This window comes from Nonlabens tegetincola, assembly GCF_002117085.1.
Classification (GTDB): Bacteria; Bacteroidota; Bacteroidia; order Flavobacteriales; family Flavobacteriaceae; genus Nonlabens; species Nonlabens tegetincola.
Window position 1 is genome coordinate 553,730 of record NZ_CP019342.1, and the last position, 17,986, is coordinate 571,715.

Annotated in this window: 17 protein-coding genes and 2 tRNA genes; 9 read left to right on the forward strand and 10 right to left on the reverse strand. The window is 35.5% G+C overall.

The window, feature by feature from the left end:
- Positions 1 to 17 precede the first annotated feature (17 nt).
- The 3 genes from BST91_RS13435 to BST91_RS02810 form a co-directional block, all read right to left on the reverse strand.
- On the reverse strand, positions 18 to 326 hold the full coding sequence (locus BST91_RS13435; protein WP_317043055.1) for a DUF6660 family protein: 309 nt from the start codon (positions 324 to 326) through the stop codon (positions 18 to 20).
- Positions 327 to 372: 46 nt separating this feature from the next.
- Positions 373 to 1,638 (reverse strand): site-specific integrase, encoded by a 1,266-nt coding sequence (locus BST91_RS02805; RefSeq protein ID WP_042278127.1) that lies wholly within the window; start codon positions 1,636 to 1,638, stop codon positions 373 to 375.
- A 234-nt stretch (positions 1,639 to 1,872) separates the two neighbouring features.
- A tRNA-Arg gene (locus tag BST91_RS02810) sits at positions 1,873 to 1,946 on the reverse strand.
- Between the two features lie 117 nt (positions 1,947 to 2,063).
- On the opposite strand from BST91_RS02810, the gene BST91_RS02815 reads away from it, so the two are divergent.
- Positions 2,064 to 2,582, forward strand: a complete 519-nt coding sequence (locus BST91_RS02815; RefSeq protein ID WP_042278141.1) for an adenine phosphoribosyltransferase — start codon at positions 2,064 to 2,066, stop codon at positions 2,580 to 2,582.
- Between the two features lie 53 nt (positions 2,583 to 2,635).
- On the opposite strand, the gene BST91_RS02820 is transcribed toward BST91_RS02815, so the two are convergent.
- From BST91_RS02820 to BST91_RS02835, 4 genes are all read right to left on the reverse strand, one after another.
- A complete protein-coding gene (locus tag BST91_RS02820) occupies positions 2,636 to 3,475 on the reverse strand; it encodes a M57 family metalloprotease (RefSeq protein ID WP_042278143.1) in 840 nt (279 codons plus the stop codon).
- A 363-nt stretch (positions 3,476 to 3,838) separates the two neighbouring features.
- Positions 3,839 to 3,914, reverse strand: a tRNA-His gene (locus tag BST91_RS02825).
- A gap of 106 nt (positions 3,915 to 4,020) precedes the next feature.
- Positions 4,021 to 4,737, reverse strand: coding sequence for a bacillithiol biosynthesis deacetylase BshB1 (gene bshB1, locus BST91_RS02830; protein WP_085775666.1), 717 nt, complete (start codon positions 4,735 to 4,737; stop codon positions 4,021 to 4,023).
- Between the two features lie 8 nt (positions 4,738 to 4,745).
- On the reverse strand, positions 4,746 to 5,891 hold the full coding sequence (locus BST91_RS02835; protein WP_085774378.1) for a trans-sulfuration enzyme family protein: 1,146 nt from the start codon (positions 5,889 to 5,891) through the stop codon (positions 4,746 to 4,748).
- A gap of 86 nt (positions 5,892 to 5,977) precedes the next feature.
- Between BST91_RS02835 and hutI the strand changes: the two genes are divergently transcribed.
- Both hutI and BST91_RS02845 read left to right on the forward strand, forming a co-directional pair.
- Positions 5,978 to 7,231, forward strand: a complete 1,254-nt coding sequence (hutI, locus tag BST91_RS02840) for an imidazolonepropionase (RefSeq protein WP_060522891.1) — start codon at positions 5,978 to 5,980, stop codon at positions 7,229 to 7,231.
- Between the two features lie 2 nt (positions 7,232 to 7,233).
- Complete coding sequence (locus tag BST91_RS02845) at positions 7,234 to 8,241, forward strand: formimidoylglutamase (protein WP_085774379.1); 1,008 nt, start codon at positions 7,234 to 7,236, stop codon at positions 8,239 to 8,241.
- Here BST91_RS02845 and BST91_RS02850 read toward each other — a convergent pair.
- The 3 genes from BST91_RS02850 to BST91_RS02860 are packed head-to-tail and all read right to left on the reverse strand — an operon-like array spanning position 8,215 to position 11,515.
- The gene (locus BST91_RS02850) at positions 8,215 to 9,069 is read right to left on the reverse strand and encodes a cytochrome-c peroxidase (protein ID WP_085774380.1); all 855 of its coding nucleotides are present in this window, start codon (positions 9,067 to 9,069) and stop codon (positions 8,215 to 8,217) included. The two genes, BST91_RS02845 and BST91_RS02850, sit on opposite strands and share 27 nt — an antisense overlap.
- Positions 9,066 to 10,007, reverse strand: coding sequence for a hypothetical protein (locus BST91_RS02855; protein WP_157546878.1), 942 nt, complete (start codon positions 10,005 to 10,007; stop codon positions 9,066 to 9,068). Before BST91_RS02855 ends, BST91_RS02850 begins: the two co-directional genes overlap by 4 nt.
- A 41-nt stretch (positions 10,008 to 10,048) precedes the next feature.
- Positions 10,049 to 11,515: an alkaline phosphatase PhoX gene (locus BST91_RS02860; RefSeq protein WP_085774382.1), complete on the reverse strand. Its 1,467-nt coding sequence runs from the start codon at positions 11,513 to 11,515 to the stop codon at positions 10,049 to 10,051.
- A gap of 162 nt (positions 11,516 to 11,677) precedes the next feature.
- Between BST91_RS02860 and BST91_RS02865 the strand changes: the two genes are divergently transcribed.
- The 6 genes from BST91_RS02865 (at position 11,678) to BST91_RS02890 (ending at position 17,986) form a co-directional block, all read left to right on the forward strand.
- A complete protein-coding gene (locus tag BST91_RS02865; RefSeq protein WP_085774383.1) occupies positions 11,678 to 12,460 on the forward strand; it encodes an MBL fold metallo-hydrolase in 783 nt (260 codons plus the stop codon).
- A 224-nt stretch (positions 12,461 to 12,684) separates the two neighbouring features.
- A complete protein-coding gene (locus tag BST91_RS02870; RefSeq protein ID WP_085774384.1) occupies positions 12,685 to 13,539 on the forward strand; it encodes a hypothetical protein in 855 nt (284 codons plus the stop codon).
- A gap of 600 nt (positions 13,540 to 14,139) precedes the next feature.
- Positions 14,140 to 14,304: a 50S ribosomal protein L34 gene (gene rpmH / locus BST91_RS02875; protein ID WP_042278158.1), complete on the forward strand. Its 165-nt coding sequence runs from the start codon at positions 14,140 to 14,142 to the stop codon at positions 14,302 to 14,304.
- A gap of 99 nt (positions 14,305 to 14,403) precedes the next feature.
- Positions 14,404 to 17,256 carry a carbamoyl-phosphate synthase large subunit gene (gene carB / locus BST91_RS02880; protein WP_060522887.1) on the forward strand — a complete coding sequence of 951 codons (2,853 nt, stop codon included), beginning with the start codon at positions 14,404 to 14,406 and terminating at the stop codon, positions 17,254 to 17,256.
- 65 nt (positions 17,257 to 17,321) lie between these two features.
- Positions 17,322 to 17,627 carry a hypothetical protein gene (locus tag BST91_RS02885; RefSeq protein ID WP_085774385.1) on the forward strand — a complete coding sequence of 102 codons (306 nt, stop codon included), beginning with the start codon at positions 17,322 to 17,324 and terminating at the stop codon, positions 17,625 to 17,627.
- The gene (locus tag BST91_RS02890) at positions 17,624 to 17,986 is read left to right on the forward strand and encodes a hypothetical protein (protein ID WP_085774386.1); all 363 of its coding nucleotides are present in this window, start codon (positions 17,624 to 17,626) and stop codon (positions 17,984 to 17,986) included. The genes BST91_RS02885 and BST91_RS02890 overlap by 4 nt, the downstream gene beginning before the upstream one ends.

The following is a 17,986-nucleotide window of genomic DNA, read 5'->3' on the forward strand; positions in this document are numbered from 1 at the left end:
TATCCTGTAAAACTGAATTAAACCTGTGGGGGCTGAAAGAGAGAAATGGTAATATCCTTGCCTATACTGTCGAAATGGGCAAAGTTATCCTGTGGAATGGTCGCTTGAAGCAGCTCGAATTTGGCAATGCCAAAGTGTATCGTGTGAACGTGGCAGCAGTGGCACTGGCAAAACGGCGAGCAGAGTTCACAATCATCGCCGTGGTCGCCATCAAAATCAACTACTGAAACGGTTTGGGAATCGTCGGCAACATTCCCTGAATCGCTACAAGGTACTACATTGAGCGCTAAGAAGTATATCGATAATATGATTGCCAAAACTTTCACGATGCAAAGATAACAGAATTTGTGTGCAACTGGGTTGCAAAGTGTTTTATTCCATATAAGAGACGTGTTTAGAGTCTAGGCCCTTCTTCTGTAATTTTAGAATGTCTTTCAACCTATCCATATCAGCACTTACTTTATGTTCTAGTACTCGAGCATAAATCTGAGTGGTAGCAATCTTAGTATGCCCCAGAAGTTTAGAAACCGTTTCAATAGGTACCCCATTAGAAAGTGTAATGGTAGTGGCAAAAGTGTGTCGCGCCATATGAAACGTCAAATTCTTTTTTATACCTACGTGATTTGCTACTTCTTTGAGGTAGGCATTCAGTTTCTCGTTAGTGATTATCGGTAATAGTGAAGCCGTTACAGCTGTCATGGGATGATTACTGTATTTTTCAATAATTTCTTCGGCTCTACTCAACAATGGAACTTTTACAGAACTCTTGGTTTTTTGACGTTTGGTAACTATCCAGTTCCCACCATCTATACCTTTCATCACATTGTCTGGTTTGAGCGCCATAATGTCGACGTAACTGATACCTGTATAACAACTAAATACGAACAAGTCGCGTACTCTGTCTAATCGCTCGCTATTGAAATCGTGATTCTCGAGATTCTCAAGTTCAGTTTCTGAAAGAAACTCGCGATTGGTTTTCTCGTATTTAGGTTTCCATCTTGCAAATGGGTCGCGCTCAAGCCATTCCAAATGATAGGCGAGTGTCACCATCTTGCGCAAGCGCTGAATGTGTTTCATTATAGTATTTTGGCTCATTGCCCTTGGATGACCAACTGGCCATACATTGGCCAGGTAGTTTTCAAAGTCAATCAAAAATTTATAGTCCAATTGCTTAAGATAGATATCTGTGGTTTTCTTTTCTTTCTCTAAAAACTTTTTGAGATAACTCTCGGTTACACCAAAATTTTTAATGGTGCCCTTTGACAGGGTATTCTCAATCTTCTTGCTATGGTACTCGATTAGGTCGAATAGAGATTTTGATTTTTCGTCATCCCCGATAAATTTGGCTTTAACGATTTTGGCTGTGACGAGCTCTTCTTTGTAAGTTAGGTCTTGGTAGATTTGAAAGAGTTTGTTGTAAGATTGCTCAATGTAATTATTAAGCTGTCTCGCACCAGCTCCAGCACCTTTGCAACGGCTCTTTTTTGCATCCCATTGATTCACAGGAACGCGCCTTTTTAGACTGATGTTCGAGCGTTTTTGATTTACCGTTACTCGAGCATACAGTAATGCTTCGCCCTTTGTGGCGTTCTTTTGGTCAGCCCAGAAACTGACACTAAAGGTTTGTTTACTTCGCATAGTTGTCGTCTTTTAGATTTTACAAATCGTCTTGACGAATGTCAAATCAACTATAGCAAGGCTTTCAAAGGTATTTCAGTTTCTGTCAGTTCAACTGACAGTTTGAAATACAACTGACCGATTACCTACCATATTAGGTTATATCGTATCAATTTAAATGGTAGTCTAAAAACTACAAAACCACGCAAAACATAGTGTTTGCGTGGTTTTGGTAAGAATTGTTATTCTTAAAAGTGACCTCGACAGGATTCAAACCTGTAACCTTCTGAGCCGTAATCAGATGCGCTATTCAGTTGCGCCACGAGGCCTTTATAGTTGCTTAATGAAAACATGTTTCTCACAAAGCGGTTGCAAATATACTATCATTTTTTAAATATTGAAATAACTTTAATTAAAAAGTTTATTCAGTTTTTTAATTTTGAACTATGACTGAAAAAGAATTAAAAGCAATTGTAGTTGATGTCCCAGATTTTCCTAAACAAGGAATCATTTTTAAAGATATCTCTGGTTTATTAAGTACTAATGAAATTAGAAGTGATGTCGTAGATAAATTAACCCAACCTTATCAGGGTAAAAGAATTGATGTAGTTGCTGGTATAGAATCAAGAGGATTTTTATTTGGAATGTTGCTTGCGCAAAAGTTGAAGGCCAAATTTATTATGATACGTAAACCTGGAAAACTTCCTGGACCAATACTGAAAACAAGCTATGAGCTAGAATACGGAACAGATTCATTAGAAATTCAGGAGAAATCGATTAAAGAGGATGATGTAGTTTTACTTCATGATGATGTTTTGGCCACAGGAGGAACAGCTGCGGCTGCTATAACGTTGTTAAAGGAGGCAGGAGCAAGTAAGGTGTATGCTAATTTTGTACTTGAACTTGGCTTTTTAAATGGGAGAAAACAGTTTTCTGAATCAACACACTCTATTTTAAAATACTAATCAAAAAAAGCCCGAAGTTATTCTTCGGGCTTTTCTTCCAAAAAAAATCTAACTTAATACATTGCCTGTAGGGCAGTGATGTCGTTATTATTAAACTCTCCACCTGTACTTCCAGAAAAACATGCATTCATAAGGCTAGTAGGATCCCAACCAGTTGGAGTACCAGCTAAATGAACGGCCCCATCAGAACCTGCAGATTCTCCAGACTGATTACAAGATTGTCTAGAAAACCAATCACTGTGACGGAAACCTATAGAGTGGCCCATTTCATGACAAATCACATGTTCATTCACATTAGTCGAAAAGCTTTCTAAATTATAGATTTGACACCATTTGTAAGGACGCCCATTAGAAGGAAATCCAGCTACACCACCAGATCCAGAATTAGAAAAGGAAGTATCGTAAACTACCATATCGGCACTATTAGTGTCAGTTCCAAAAGTCAGTCTAAAATTCAGACTTACTCCACTTAAACGATTATAATTCGCTACAGCCCATCTTAATCCAGTCTGTGCCTTAGAAGATAATCCATATTGATTATTACCAGTGTAACCTAGTATATCAATTGTAGTGTTTGAACTGCTAACTAGATTAAAAGTTCTGTATTGCTTTTCAAGATCTCCTTCTCGTTCAAGCGCAAAGAACTCATCTTCACTTAAAGCAATATCATCTTGAAGAAAAACACGTTCAATTGAAGTGTTATCAGGTAGAAGAAAGTCTTTTAATTCTACGTCTTCTACTTTATAACCAAGTTTAACAGCATGATCTTGTATAGCTTTTAATCTAGGATTGTCTAAATTTTCTTCTCGTGACTCATCCGAGGAACAAGAAGTAATTAAAAGACCTACTAATGCAAATCCAATCATTGATAATTTGATAAGGGATTTTTTCATTTTTAAAAAATTTAAAGGTTAATGCCTTAAAACTAGAAGATTAAATCCTTAGCAACAAAATACGTTTTTTACATAAAATTCATGATTCCATATATAAAATTATGATATTCAAATACTTAAAGCTGATGTAGGACTATTTTTACATTTTATATTTTCGATTAAGTGCATCATAATATTAAAATTATCATTTGTTAATCGATACGGCACGATAATTGATTTTAATCTTGATGTTTAACGTTTTGGCGATAAAACATCACAGTGATAGTGTAAAGACATTAAAATATTGGAAGTCCAATGATAAATTATTAGGAACGCACGATAAGTATAGAAATAAAAAAAGCCTTAGAATATCTAAGGCTTTTTGGGTGGAAGACCGGTTTCGAACCGGCGACCTCCGGAACCACAATCCGGCGCTCTAACCAGCTGAGCTACAACCACCATATCAATGTGAGTTTTTTAACGTGGTGCTCAAGATATCTCAACCACGACTTTTAAAGCGGTGCAAATTTATAACATTTAAAAATTATACTCGCTATTTTTTTTAATTATTTTAAATCAAATAAACTATTTATTGCAGGATATCGTTCGACTGTAAATCCTTCGGCATAATTGCTTCCCGTTAATCGACCTAAATTTGCTGCCCTGTACTTTATACTTTGCAAGAAGTTTTTCGAATTTATAGGGGTTTTAGGACCTTCATCACCAGCTTTATAAAACTGCGATTCATAAGCCATTACTGCTGCTAATTTTTGATCTATAAACCCTGAAATATCTACAACAAAATCTGGTTCGATATCTTTCCATTGTATATAATGATAAACGTGTTTAGGTCGCCAGTGATCTTGTTTTTTTCCATTTAAAAATGTTTCAATCCTTAATAAACCGGATAAAAAACAGCTCACACTTGCAAGGTTAGAACCCTTTGCGTGATCTGGATGACGATCGTCGATAGCGTTACATAAAACGATTTCTGGTCTATATTTTCTTATTACCCTTACGATTTCCATTTGATGATGTTCATCGTTAGTAAAAAAGCCGTCTTTAAATCCTAGATTTTCTCTTACATCTAGATTCATAACTTTAGCGGCATTTGCAGCTTCTCTATCTCTTATATCTGCACTACCTCGTGAACCTAATTCACCACGAGTAAGATCAAGCACACCAATTTTTTTTCCTAATGACTTCTCTTTGATTAATGTACCAGAACAACTTAATTCTACATCATCAGGATGAGCACCTATGGCAAGTATATCTAATTTAATTGGCTCCATTATTTTGTGCTTTTCTCCATCGCTTGTTCGATGTCGTTAATTAACAAATCTACTTCCTCAATACCTACAGATAACCTAAGCAAGTCATCACTTATTCCTTGCTCAGCTCTTTGTTCTGGTGTTAACAAACTATGTGAGGTTAAACTAGGAGCTAGGATAGTACTTTCAACTCCTGCAAGACTTAATGCTGGCTGAATTAAGTTTAGTGCTTCTAAAAATTTATCCGTTTTTACAGAACTTTTGAGCTCAAAAGAGAGCATACCACCATAGCCTTTCATTTGATTTGTTGCAATTTCGTAATAAGGATGTGATGGCAATCCAGGATAGTTCACTTTTCTAATTAACGGATGTAACTCTAAAAACTTAGCCAGTTTTTTTGCATTTTTCGATTGCTTTTTGACTCTTAATCCTAGAGTTTTTATACTGCGATCTAGCATCCACGCGGTTTGATCACTTATGCTGCCTCCATAATTTTTAGCTGTATTCCACACACGATCAATATCCTGTTGTGAGCCACTTACCGTTCCTGCTGTTATGTCGCTGTGTCCACCTAAATACTTGGTAGCACTGTGAATTATAATATCAATCCCAAAATCTGCTGGTGTTTGATTAACAGGTGAGGCAAAGGTGTTATCGATTACAGATTTTAATTTGTTCGCTTTCGCGAAAGCGGAAACAACTTCAAGATCAACAAGCTCTAGTAAAGGATTACTAGGTGTTTCTACATAAATCATTTTAGTATTCGGTCGAAGAGCTTTTTGAAGGTTTTCTTCATTAATACGTTCAACCATGGTAAATTCAATACCCGTATTTTTAAATTCGGCAGCGGCAAAATGTGCTGTTCCACCGTAAATAGCCCTTTGTAAAATGATGTGGTCACCAGTTTTCAAAAAGCTCATGAAAACAGCACTTATGGCAGCCATACCACTCGCTAAAATGAGTCCGGCCTCTGTATTTTCTAATGCAGCCATCTTTTCACCCAACGCAACTTGATTAGGTGTATTCATGTAACGAGGATATAAATTAGTGCCAGGATTGCGGTAATCGTAGGCTGTAGATAGGTACAATGGAGCGGTAGCACCACCGTATTTGTCATCTCTTAATTGCCCAGAATGAACGCACAGGTAATTAATATTTTTTTTCATAAAGCGAATGTAAGAACTGTCTATCACATCTTGTCACAATTACCTGCAAAAACATACCTTTACCTGATTACAAAATCCAATTATAAATGACTACTGTTTACACTAATATTAAGGAACTTTTTCAAATACGTGACGCATCCATCAAAAGAGTAATAGGCAGTCAAATGAAGGAATGTCCCAGCATTAAAAATGCTTTTATCAAGATAAAAGATGGTGTAATTGAGGATTTTGGAATAATGAGTGATCTAGTTGTTGTTGAAAACCAGGATCAAATAGTCGATGTGCAAAATACTATAGTAACTCCTGGATATGTTGATAGTCATACTCACCTTGTTTTTGCAGCTACAAGGGAAAAGGAATTTGAGGACAGAATCAACGGATTAACCTATGAACAAATTGCTGCTCGTGGTGGAGGAATTTTAAATAGTGCCGCCAGATTACAAAATATGAGCGAAGATGAATTGTACGAACAAGCATTAATAAGACTGAAAGAGGTAGTAAAAACAGGAACAACATCTATTGAGATTAAAAGTGGATACGGATTATCCATGGAAGGCGAGTTAAAAATGCTTAGAGTTATTAAACGCCTTAAGGAAACAGAGCTATCACCTGGAGTATTTATATCTATCAAAGCTACTTTTCTAGGAGCTCATGCGGTGCCATTGAAGTATAAAGACAATAAACAAGGCTATGTCGATTTTATCATTGCAGAAATGCTACCTAAGGTAGCCTCTGAAAATCTTGCAGATTATATCGATGTCTTTTGTGAAAAAAATTACTTTTCAGTTTCACAAATGGTCCAAATTTTAGAAGCTGGAGCAAAATACGGTTTAAAAGCAAAGGTCCATGTAAATCAGTTTAATGCATTGGGAGCTATCGAAAAAGCGGTAGAACATAATGCTATAAGTGTAGATCACCTTGAAGTTCTAGAAAACCAAGACTTAAAATCACTGAGTAATTCAAACACAATTGCTACGGCTTTACCTAGTTGCAGTTTTTTCTTAGGATTAGATTACACACCTGTTCATGATTTAATGGATAAAGATATTGCGGTTGCACTAGCTAGTGACTATAATCCAGGCAGTACACCATCGGGAAATTTGAATTTTGTTTTTTCCTTAGCTTGTATTAAAATGAAAATGACACCGCAACAAGCTTTTAATGCGCTAACTATTAACGCTGCCGCAGCTGTAGAGCTTGATGAATCAGTAGGAAGTATAACCAAAGGAAAAAGAGCCGACTTATTATTCTTTAAAAATATTGATAATCTAGCTGGAATTCCTTATAATTTTGGAACATCACAAATTGATAAAGTGATGATTTCAGGAACTTTTATGTAGGTATGAATTACGTTAAATTTATTGACAAATCGGCTCAAAAGCAATTTGTAAATCACCGATCCCAAATTGATAATTTTAAAGAAAGGGAAGACGCCTCTGTTGTTTATGCAGAAAAAATAACCTTTCTTAATAGTTATACAGATTTAGTTAGTTGTCAAGAAAAATATGTCTTACTAGGAATACCAGAGGATATCGGTGTAAGAGCAAATTTTGGTAGAGTAGGAGCTAGTGAAGCTTGGGATTCATTTTTACCGATATTTCTTTCTACTCAAATGAATAAATATCGCTCAGTAGATAATATTGCTGTATTAGGAACTATAAAGACCGAGGATCAAATGGATGTTTGTGAAGGTCTTTATTCCTATCATCCAGATGATCGTTTGATTTTAAGTAAATGTGTACAAGAAATAGATAAACGTGTAGAACAGGTCATAAGTCAAATCGTTCAATTAGGAAAAATCCCTATAGTAATAGGTGGCGGTCATAATAATGCATACCCTTTATTAAAAGCAACAGCTGTAGATCATGCAATTGATGTAGTGAATATTGACGCACATACTGATTTGCGAACAGCAATAGGAAGACACAGCGGTAATGGATTTTCTCACGCACTTAAAGACGGAGCAATCGGCAGGTATCATGCAATAGGATTACAACCTAGTGCTCTTACTACTCAAATGCAAGAATTCATAGATCATGATTTGAGAATTTCGGCAGATTTTATAACAGATAGAATAGATATTACTCAAAGAGTAGAACAGGTGTTTGATAAAATTAAACTGGAACACTTTGCTCTTGAAATTGATATGGACGTAGTAAAAGACTTTCCAAGTAGCGCACAATCTCCTGTAGGTTTTTCATTTCAAGAATTAATAGATATAGTTACCGAAATAGTCAAAAAAGGACAGCCTCGCTATATTCATGTATGCGAGGCTGCTCCTGTTTATGGTTATAAAAACCAAGTAGGAAAGGCGCTTTCCTATTTAGTAAATACTTTGATCAACATTTGATTCGTATCGTTGGTCTGTTAGGGTTTTTAGAAAATTTATGAGATCAGTTTGTTCTTGTTTAGTAAGGTCTAATGGATCTGGTGGCAAGGTTTGATATTCTTGATCAGTTATTCCAATACCATAACCACCACCACGATTATAAAAATCAATTACTTGCTCAAGTGTGCTGTAGACACCATTGTGCATATACGGTGATGTGATTTCAACATTGCGCAAACTAGGAGTTTTAAAAAAGTGTTTTCTAGATTCAGTTTGATAAACCTCATACACACCTAGGTCTTCATCAATTGTAGCATTTGTGTTTTCAATTGTTGCAGGAGTTCCCAAATGTTCAATTTCGGTTTCAGTGAAATCAGGCGGAATAGTACCATTAAAAACTGGGGCAAAATGACAAGTAGCACATTGTGCCCTGCCCATGAATAAATTAAAACCATTTATTTCTGACGAAGTTAAGCTGGATTCTTCTCCTCGTAGATTTCTGTCCCATTTTGAATCCCAGCTATTCAAGCTGCGTAAATAGTCTGCTATGGATCTTCTTACAGTTGATTCATTTAAAGGTTGATCAGGATAAAGAGTGGTAATTGATTTTAAATAACCCTCATTCTGCTTTACCACTTGTAATAGTTTAGAAACATCAGTGTGAAATTCTGTTTCATTTTCAACTACATTAATAATCTGTCCTTCTAAACTTCCTGATCTCTTATCATAGAAAAAATTATTTTGATAAGCTACATAGGTTAGGCTAGGGCTATTTCGTTTTTGATCCTTACTTTTTGCAAGTCCGTCTGTAAATGCTAGTTGATCTACATGACAAGTAGCACAGCTTATTGCTCCGTTACTTGAAAACCCTTTCTCATTGAATAGTTTTTTCCCAGTTCAATTTTTTCTTGTGTAAGTGTGTCTACTAGGTAACCTGCAAAATGATCTAGATTGAGTAATTCGTTAGAAAATAATGCTTCTGCTTCATTAGATACCGCCATTTCTAGTGGAAAATGAATGGTCAATTCTTTTACTGTTTGTGCCCATAATTTAAGCATGGGATCACTATGATTTCTAATGTAATGATAACGATCAAAAGAAGAAAAAGAATGTTTTTTTAAATAGTTGTTATTTGCCGTAAATGCGTTTTCCCATTCTTTAGTTAGAGATTCATTAGGGTGTTTGGTTAACACTAGATTGATGAGGTATTCCGCTTTCGCGAAAGCGGAAACAGCATCCTCTAAACTGTTTTGTAAAACTGGACTGTCATACCCAGTAATTCCTGTGGTTGTTGTACGTAGGATTTGATTACGGACCATCCATAATACATGATAGGTTTGATAGTGAGAAAAATCGGCATTGCGAGCAAGTGCCTCCATTTTATTACTCATGTGATGAGCAGTTTTTTGAGCAAGTATGAGGTCGGGATTTTCACCGAAAATATTTTCCTCTAAAGATTGAAAACTTAATGGATTAAGTTCTTTGATATCTGTAGCATCTTCCTCTTCTACCTTAAGTATATTCGGAGCGTTCAAACTAGCATAAACTTGCTTATCATGAAATGATAGAACGGGCTCAAGAGATTTGAAATTTTGTCTAGAAACTTTAAACAAATCCCTCATTACTTTAATATCCTTGGTCTCACTAATAGAATCGAGAAGATCACGATTTTCAATAAGTTCCTTTTTATAAGTAGACTCAAGTTCTTCCCAATCCTTAGTAGTACTTATATGGGAATATTCTTGAGGTTGCTTACAGGCGTAATTTAAGAGAATAAGGCTTGCCATGAGGCAAGCCTTTAAATTATTATTTTTAATACGTAACATGATTATTGTTCTAATCCTGTAATTACATACAACATACTACCTTCTTTACGGCTGTTTGCAACATCTATAACCGCAGTAGGATCAGAGAAGGCACTACCATCGGCAGGTTCCCAACCGTGATTTTGTGTAGCAACTAGGAAAGAACCTGGTATGCCAGTTTGCATAGAGATATCAATCATTCCTGTTATTTCCCAAATACTATTTTCAGTTCCTACTCCAGCAGCAGCAGCAGCAACTTGGTCACATTCAAGAACTGTTTTTACAGTACCGTTGTTTAGGTCGTATTGATACATTCTTGCATAGTGCTGTCTTGCAGGATCGTCAAAGTATCCATTAGGATCTTCTTGAATGTATGCGTAGTTTTCTGTAACAAGAATATTATCTGGACTATGGAATCCCCATGCTTTTCCATTAACCTTATCACCATCTAACACACAAGTAATAGTAGCAGGTCCTGTAGGATCATTCTCATTAAGTACTACTTTGTACACACGACCATATCTAGTTCCTTTTCCTATCAAACCTGGTTTGTCTCTACCAGTTACGGCTATATAAACTTCTCTTTGATTAGCTGCGTTTCCTCTTCTCCAGTCGATATCTTCAAGTCTAGAGAATCCCATGACGCCTTTTTGTTTAGCCTCAGCATCTAGTAGATCAATGTTACGCTGATTAAGTTCTACAAATTCGGCTGTGTATGTTTGACCTTCTTGCATGTCCATTTCATAGTTAATACCGCTGGCAGTAACTTTAAGACCGTATAATTTACCACTGTAAAGATCACCTCTATCACCTACGTACATTCCTAATTGACCAGAAGGAATGTTATTATCAGAATGATCGTCACCAATAAAAACAACAGTTTTATCTTGATAAGCATCTTTACCTATCGCTACTGCATTTTCAGTACTCCATTGTCCCATAGCAGTTAACAATTCTGGAGTTGTGCGAGCACTAGAAGGTTTTGTAGGTTCGGTTACGAATACACCTTTAGATGATCCACCCCATTCACCACCTGATAAATAAAGCGGTCCAAAGCCATGTTCCTCTGGAGTAATTAATGATCCAGAACATTGAGCGGTACTTGCTGTTGCCGACTCACTTAAAATATACTCACCTTTTACAGGTTTAAAGGTATTGTCCAAGGTGATTCTAGCTATGGAGTAATCTGCTTCAATGTTATTGATAAGAGTGAAGTTATCATCGGCGCGGTTGTAAATTAATCCCATTCCATCGGCCATTGATCCGTATACGAAATTTGGAGATTCAGTCAATTGATCTTCACTAGATAGTATTGGGTATACTTTTACTGAAGAGAAGTCAGATGTTGTTTTAAGGTAATTACCGGTAACGGAGTGAGCTTTAAAGTCGATGCTGTCAGCTTGCGGATTTGAAGCTTGATTATCATCGTCGTTACAAGAGACAAAAATAGCAGTTGCTAAAAGGCTAGCGGTTAGTAATTTAATTTTCATGTGTTTTAAAATTTTTAGGTTGTCAAAACTATTCACACATCGATCATGGTCAGGTTTTAAAACCGCTATTAAAATCTTAACTCCACGTAAACATTTTGCGAAAACACTTTACTTTAACTTTAACTCATTGTTACATCTATTGAAAATCAAATAAATATCAAAATGAATAAAATTATTTTAAGTTTTTTAGTTCTTGCTGTCACTCTTTCTTGTAAAGAGGAAAATAAAAAAGAAGTCATTGAGGAAGAAGTAATGGTTGAAGAACAGACTAATTATGAACCCGAGTTGTCGATAAACCCGATATCTCATGCTACTTTTTCCATGGAATGGGATGGAACCGTATTTTACGTGGATCCCGTAGGAGGCGCACAAGCTTTTGAAGGAATGAAAAACCCGAATATTCAGCTCGTGACTGATATTCATGGTGATCACATGAATGCCGAAACCCTTAAAGCAACACAAGGAAATGCTACATTAATAACACCACAGGCAGTGGCTGATAAATTAGGAGAAGATTTTGAACCTATAATTCTTAATAATGGACAAGTAAAAACGATCCAGGACTTTACTATAACTTCAATTCCTATGTATAATCTTACTGAAGACAGATTAAAATTTCATGAAAAGGGACGCGGTAATGGTTATGTTATTGAAAAAAACGGTTATCGAGTTTACATTTCTGGTGACACCGAGGATATTCCAGAAATGCGTAATCTTGAGAATATTAATAAAGCCATTGTTTGTATGAACTTACCATATACTATGGATATAGAGCAAGCGGCAAATGCTGTTTTACAGTTTCAACCACAAGAGGTGATTCCTTATCATTATCGCGGTACCGATGGTTATCAAGATGTAGAGAAATTCAAAAAATCTATTGAAGAGGTTAATTCCGACATCAAAGTAAGTTTGATGGAGTGGTATCCAAATAGAGATAATGGATAAGGATGCTTATTAAATTAATACTTTTAAACTGCTGTATGTACTTCTTGTAATAAAGGTAACATTCAGACTTAAGGACCTTTTGGTAACATGACTCCATTGATTCTATTGAATGTTGTGCTTATTGGGATACTACAGGCGGTTCTCTTATCGAGTTGGATACTTTTGAACAGGCTATTAAACTTCGAGTGTACTTTTGTCATATTTTGAACCTGATTAGATAAACGATGGAAAAAATGATTGTACATAGTTTAAAAAATATCTTACGCTGGATGCTCTTAGTGTGTCCAGCGTTACTATTTAGTCAAGAGCAAAATTTCAAATTTTATGATTTAAATTCTAAAACCCAACTAAAGGAATTTTATTTAGATGTTGTAAGTGAGGTAAATCACCAAATATTTTATCCTGACAATAATGGAATAGTTACAATTGATAAAAAAATTATTCAAACTAGTTCCTCTATTTATTTACATCATAATTTTAATCAGATACTTATAGAAAAGAGTCTTTTTAATAAAGAAACTATCAACATTAAAAGCCCTGAACAAATTTTGGATGAAATTGTACTTGGTGAAGAAGTACCTGTAATTGTAAATTTAGGTGCCTTAAAGGGTAGCAAGCCTCCCATGACGATTACCTCTCAGCCCTTTTATGTTGGTATAAAGGTTCCTGATTCATTATCGTATTTATTGCGCGATGTTAATATACCAATTAGAAAAAAAGGAATTTGGGTTCCGGGAAGTAAAGGAGCTGTTTGTAAGGTAGATTTTTTTGTTCTTAATGAATCCACTGGATATATAAGAAAGGTGAATAACGAGAACTATCAAATTAATATTACAAGCAATCGTTCTCATGTTATTAATATTAAAATAATTGAAAGGATTCTTGTTAACTCTGGAGAAACTTTTGTAATCTGCTTATCTCCCATAAAAGGCTCCCTTAATATAAAAGAGGCGCCTTCAAAAAAGGATAAGAATGTCAAGAAATTCTTTGCTTCAAAAAGAAATGATTCTATTTTTTTAAAGGATGCAACAGTAGATTCTTGTTCTAAAATAAATATTAATTTAGAAGTGTTAGATTAATCTTCTTAATTAGGTTTTTTTATACTCTTACAAGTGTTAATTAATCAAAGCCACCGTGGTTTAATTTCACTAACCGCTTCTTAACGAAGCATAAAATTAAACCATGAAAAAATTTAATTTACTATTTCTACTATTATCCGTATTAAGCTTTTCTAGTCAAACAAATTGAGGGTAACCATTAGAAAAAGTAATTACTTCTGGTGTTGAGATCCCAGCATATGGTTGGCTTGGTATACAGGTTGACTATTTTGATTATGGGTTTGTTGTTCCATGTTACAACCAAAGAAATATTAAAAATCTAAGGTATAATTGGCAAATGTTGAAACCTTGTGCCATAAAAGAAAAAGGGATAGTTAAGGACTTTTGGTGGGAATTTTATTCTAAGAATGATTTAGAGGACGTTCAAAACCACATTAATCTAATACCGATAGAATTAATTATTGGAAGAATTAATTAAAAGTTACGCTTTCGCGGAAGTGAAATAATCAAAAAAACTTTTCTTAACTATTGTACATGTATAAAATAAGATTATCTTTGCACCCGATTTAAAATGAAGGTATGGTACCTTCTTTATAATTTATTGAAACAGATTTTTGAGCTATGGCACAGAAGAGAACATATCAACCTAGTAAGAGAAAAAGAAGAAACAAACACGGTTTCCGCGAGCGTATGGCTTCAGCAAACGGTCGTAAAGTACTAGCTCGTCGTAGAGCAAAAGGACGTAAAAAATTATCTGTTTCTACTGAAAGAAGACATAAAAAATAATGATTGTTCATTATTACTTAATAAAGGCGTTAATCTTAAGGGTTAACGCCTTTTTTTATAACTTATCTTTGAATTCCTAAATTACACATTTCCACACCGATGGCTAAACGATCAGACTTAAAATCCATATTACTTATAGGTAGCGGTCCAATTATTATTGGACAAGCATGTGAATTTGACTACTCAGGTTCTCAAGCATTGAGATCACTGCGTGAAGATGGTATTGAAACCATACTTATCAATTCAAATCCTGCGACTATTATGACTGACCCTAGTATGGCAGATCATGTATACTTGCTACCGCTTAACACAAACTCAATTAGAAAGATTCTAAAAGAGCATCCACAAATTGATGCAGTGTTACCGACAATGGGAGGACAAACAGCTCTTAACTTGTGTATTGAAGCTCAAGAAAAAGGAATTTGGGAAGAGCACGGTGTAGACTTAATCGGTGTAAATATTGATGCTATTAATATCACCGAGGATCGTGAGAAGTTTAGAGAACTCATGGAAAAAATAGGTGTAGGTATGGCGCCACAAGCTACTGCTACATCATTCTTAAAAGGAAAAGAAATTGCGCAGGAATTCGGATTTCCTCTTTGTATAAGATCATCCTTTACTTTAGGTGGTGCAGGAGCAGCAATTGTTCACAAGGAAGAAGATTATGATGAATTACTACGTCGTGGACTAGAGGCTTCTCCTATTCATGAAGTAATGATCGATAAAGCCTTGCTAGGTTGGAAAGAATACGAATTAGAATTATTACGCGATAAAAATGATAACGTAGTAATCATCTGTGTAATTGAAAACATGGATCCTATGGGAATTCATACAGGTGATTCTATTACAGTAGCACCTGCTATGACCTTATCAGATCGTACGTATCAAAAAATGCGTGATATGGCTATCCATATGATGCGCAGTATAGGTGAATTTGAAGGTGGTTGTAATGTTCAATTTGCTGTTAGTCCAGACGAAAAAGAGGAAATCATTGCCATTGAAATAAATCCTCGTGTTTCTAGATCATCGGCGCTTGCAAGTAAAGCTACCGGTTATCCAATCGCAAAAATAGCTACTAAACTTGCTTTAGGTTATACCCTAGATGAGTTGAACAACCAGATCACTGGTAGTACATCTGCCTTGTTTGAACCTACAATCGATTATGTAATTGTTAAAATTCCACGATGGAACTTTGATAAGTTTGAAGGCTCAGACCGCACACTAGGCTTACAAATGAAAGCCGTAGGTGAGGTGATGGGAATTGGTAGATCATTCCAAGAAGCTTTGCACAAAGCAACACAGTCACTGGAAATTAAAAGAAACGGACTAGGTGCCGATGGTAAGGGTTACCGTGACTACAATCAAGTGATTGATAAGTTGACCAATGCAAGTTGGGATAGGGTTTTTGCACTGTATGATGCTATCGAAATGGGAATTTCTCTTTCACGTATTCATGAGATCACGCGTATCGACATGTGGTTCCTACAGCAGTTTGAGGAATTGCACCAACTAGAAAAGGAGATTTCAAAGTTTGATATAAACACGCTTTCGCGAAAGCTACTCTTAGAGGCTAAACAAAAAGGATTTGCCGATAGACAGATAGCACACATGCTAGGTTGCCTAGAAAGTGAGGTATACAACAAAAGAGACGAGATGAACATTAACCGTGTTTATAAGCTTGTAGATACGTGTGCTGCAGAATTTCCTGCTATGACACCTTATTACTACTCAACCTTTGAGGCAGAGATGCAAACTGCCGATGGTAAGAGGTTTGCGCAAAATGAAAGTGTTGTATCGGATAAAAAGAAAATTATTGTATTAGGATCAGGTCCTAACCGTATAGGCCAAGGTATTGAATTTGATTACTGTTGTGTTCATGGTGTATATGCTGCTCAGGAATGTGGTTATGAGACTATCATGATTAACTGTAATCCTGAAACTGTGTCTACCGATTTTGACACAGCAGATAAGCTGTATTTTGAACCTGTATTCTGGGAACATATTTATGATATTATTCGTCATGAAAAGCCAGAAGGAGTTATAGTTCAATTAGGTGGACAAACAGCGCTTAAACTAGCTGAGAAACTAGATCGTTACGGTATTAAAATTATGGGTACAAGCTACGACGCGCTTGACCTAGCTGAAGATCGTGGACGTTTTTCAACCTTGTTAAAAGAGAACAACATACCTTATCCTAAATTTGATACAGCAACAACGCCAGATGAGGCCTTGAAAGTAGCCGATGAATTAGATTTCCCGATTCTAGTGCGTCCTTCATACGTACTTGGTGGTCAAGGGATGAAAATTGTGATCAATAAACAAGAACTAGAAGCACACGTTGTTGATATTTTAAGAAAAATACCTAATAACGTTCTTTTGCTAGATCATTATCTAGATGGTGCCATAGAGGCTGAAGCAGATGCTATTTGTGATGGTGAAAATGTATATATCATAGGTATAATGGAACACATTGAACCATGTGGAATACACTCTGGTGATTCTAACGCTACATTGCCTCCTTTTAATCTAGGAGATCTTGTAATGCAGCAAATTAAAGATCACACTAAAAAAATCGCACTTGCACTTAAGACTGTTGGTTTGATCAACATACAGTTTGCAATCAAAGATGATACGGTTTACATTATCGAGGCTAATCCTAGAGCATCTCGTACAGTACCTTTTATTGCTAAAGCTTACGGAGAACCGTATGTAAACTATGCTACTAAAATAATGCTAGGAGAGAAAAAGGTTACTGACTTTGAATTTAATCCACAATTAGAAGGTTATGCGATTAAGCAACCTGTGTTTTCATTCAATAAATTTCCAAATGTAGACAAGAGATTAGGTCCAGAAATGAAATCAACCGGTGAGAGTATTTTATTTGTAGACAGCCTTAAGGATGACGAGTTCTACGATTTATATGCACGTCGACGTATGTATTTAAGTAAATAATATCAAATTAAATTAATTGATAAAGCCTTTGTTTGTTTGAACAAAGGCTTTTATTTTTAAATAATATGAGAAGCCATGTAACTGTTATTAAATCTGCAACTGTTTTGCTATTTCTATTGTTCCTAGTTCAATTACTTTATAGGCTTTTTCCTATGACAGGATTAGATGTGATCTATGTAGATTGGATCTGGATATTAATAAGCTTTTTGTTGTTGGGCAGTTATGCAGCTGTGGTTACTTGGATGTTTTCTACAACCAGCACGAGCAAAAAAGTATTTTCCTCGTTGACGGTCTTAATATTAGGATTAATAGGATTGTGTTTTTGGTTGCACGAGGCAGAAGTAGAACTTAAAAAATCAGGTAGAAAATGACTAACGACAAAAAAGATAAAATACGCAAACACGCCAGTATTTTTAGAGGTTTAATTATTGCTTATTCCTTAGTTTTTGTTGCGTTTCTTATTGTAAAATTTGCAAAACCAGAGCTTTTATCTCAGGTTATGACGGGATACACTTTTAAGTGGTATTATTTAAGTTTTTTGAGTTTACCTATCTCGTTTTATGGTGTTTGGTATGTTTTAAACCTTGCGCCTAACAGACAACTTACAAAAACTAATCAAGTCTTAGGCTTACTATTTTTTGGAATTATAGGTATGTGGATAAGCTTTCCTTGGAAAAATAAATTAGAAAAGCAGATTAAGAGAGATGAGAAGAGGATTAAGTTTGATTAA

Coding starts and splice junctions, on each gene's coding strand:
- rpmH (WP_042278158.1), top strand. CDS start 14,140: ATGGCACAGAAGAGAACATATCAACCTAGTAAGAGAAAAAGAAGAAAC.
- hutI (WP_060522891.1), top strand. CDS start 5,978: ATGACTACTGTTTACACTAATATTAAGGAACTTTTTCAAATACGTGAC.
- BST91_RS02835 (WP_085774378.1), bottom strand. CDS start 5,891: ATGAAAAAAAATATTAATTACCTGTGCGTTCATTCTGGGCAATTAAGA.
- BST91_RS02890 (WP_085774386.1), top strand. CDS start 17,624: ATGACTAACGACAAAAAAGATAAAATACGCAAACACGCCAGTATTTTT.
- BST91_RS02870 (WP_085774384.1), top strand. CDS start 12,685: ATGGAAAAAATGATTGTACATAGTTTAAAAAATATCTTACGCTGGATG.
- BST91_RS02855 (WP_157546878.1), bottom strand. CDS start 10,007: ATGGCAAGCCTTATTCTCTTAAATTACGCCTGTAAGCAACCTCAAGAA.
- BST91_RS02815 (WP_042278141.1), top strand. CDS start 2,064: ATGACTGAAAAAGAATTAAAAGCAATTGTAGTTGATGTCCCAGATTTT.
- BST91_RS02820 (WP_042278143.1), bottom strand. CDS start 3,475: ATGAAAAAATCCCTTATCAAATTATCAATGATTGGATTTGCATTAGTA.
- BST91_RS02865 (WP_085774383.1), top strand. CDS start 11,678: ATGAATAAAATTATTTTAAGTTTTTTAGTTCTTGCTGTCACTCTTTCT.
- BST91_RS02860 (WP_085774382.1), bottom strand. CDS start 11,515: ATGAAAATTAAATTACTAACCGCTAGCCTTTTAGCAACTGCTATTTTT.
- BST91_RS02845 (WP_085774379.1), top strand. CDS start 7,234: ATGAATTACGTTAAATTTATTGACAAATCGGCTCAAAAGCAATTTGTA.
- carB (WP_060522887.1), top strand. CDS start 14,404: ATGGCTAAACGATCAGACTTAAAATCCATATTACTTATAGGTAGCGGT.
- BST91_RS02885 (WP_085774385.1), top strand. CDS start 17,322: ATGAGAAGCCATGTAACTGTTATTAAATCTGCAACTGTTTTGCTATTT.
- BST91_RS02805 (WP_042278127.1), bottom strand. CDS start 1,638: ATGCGAAGTAAACAAACCTTTAGTGTCAGTTTCTGGGCTGACCAAAAG.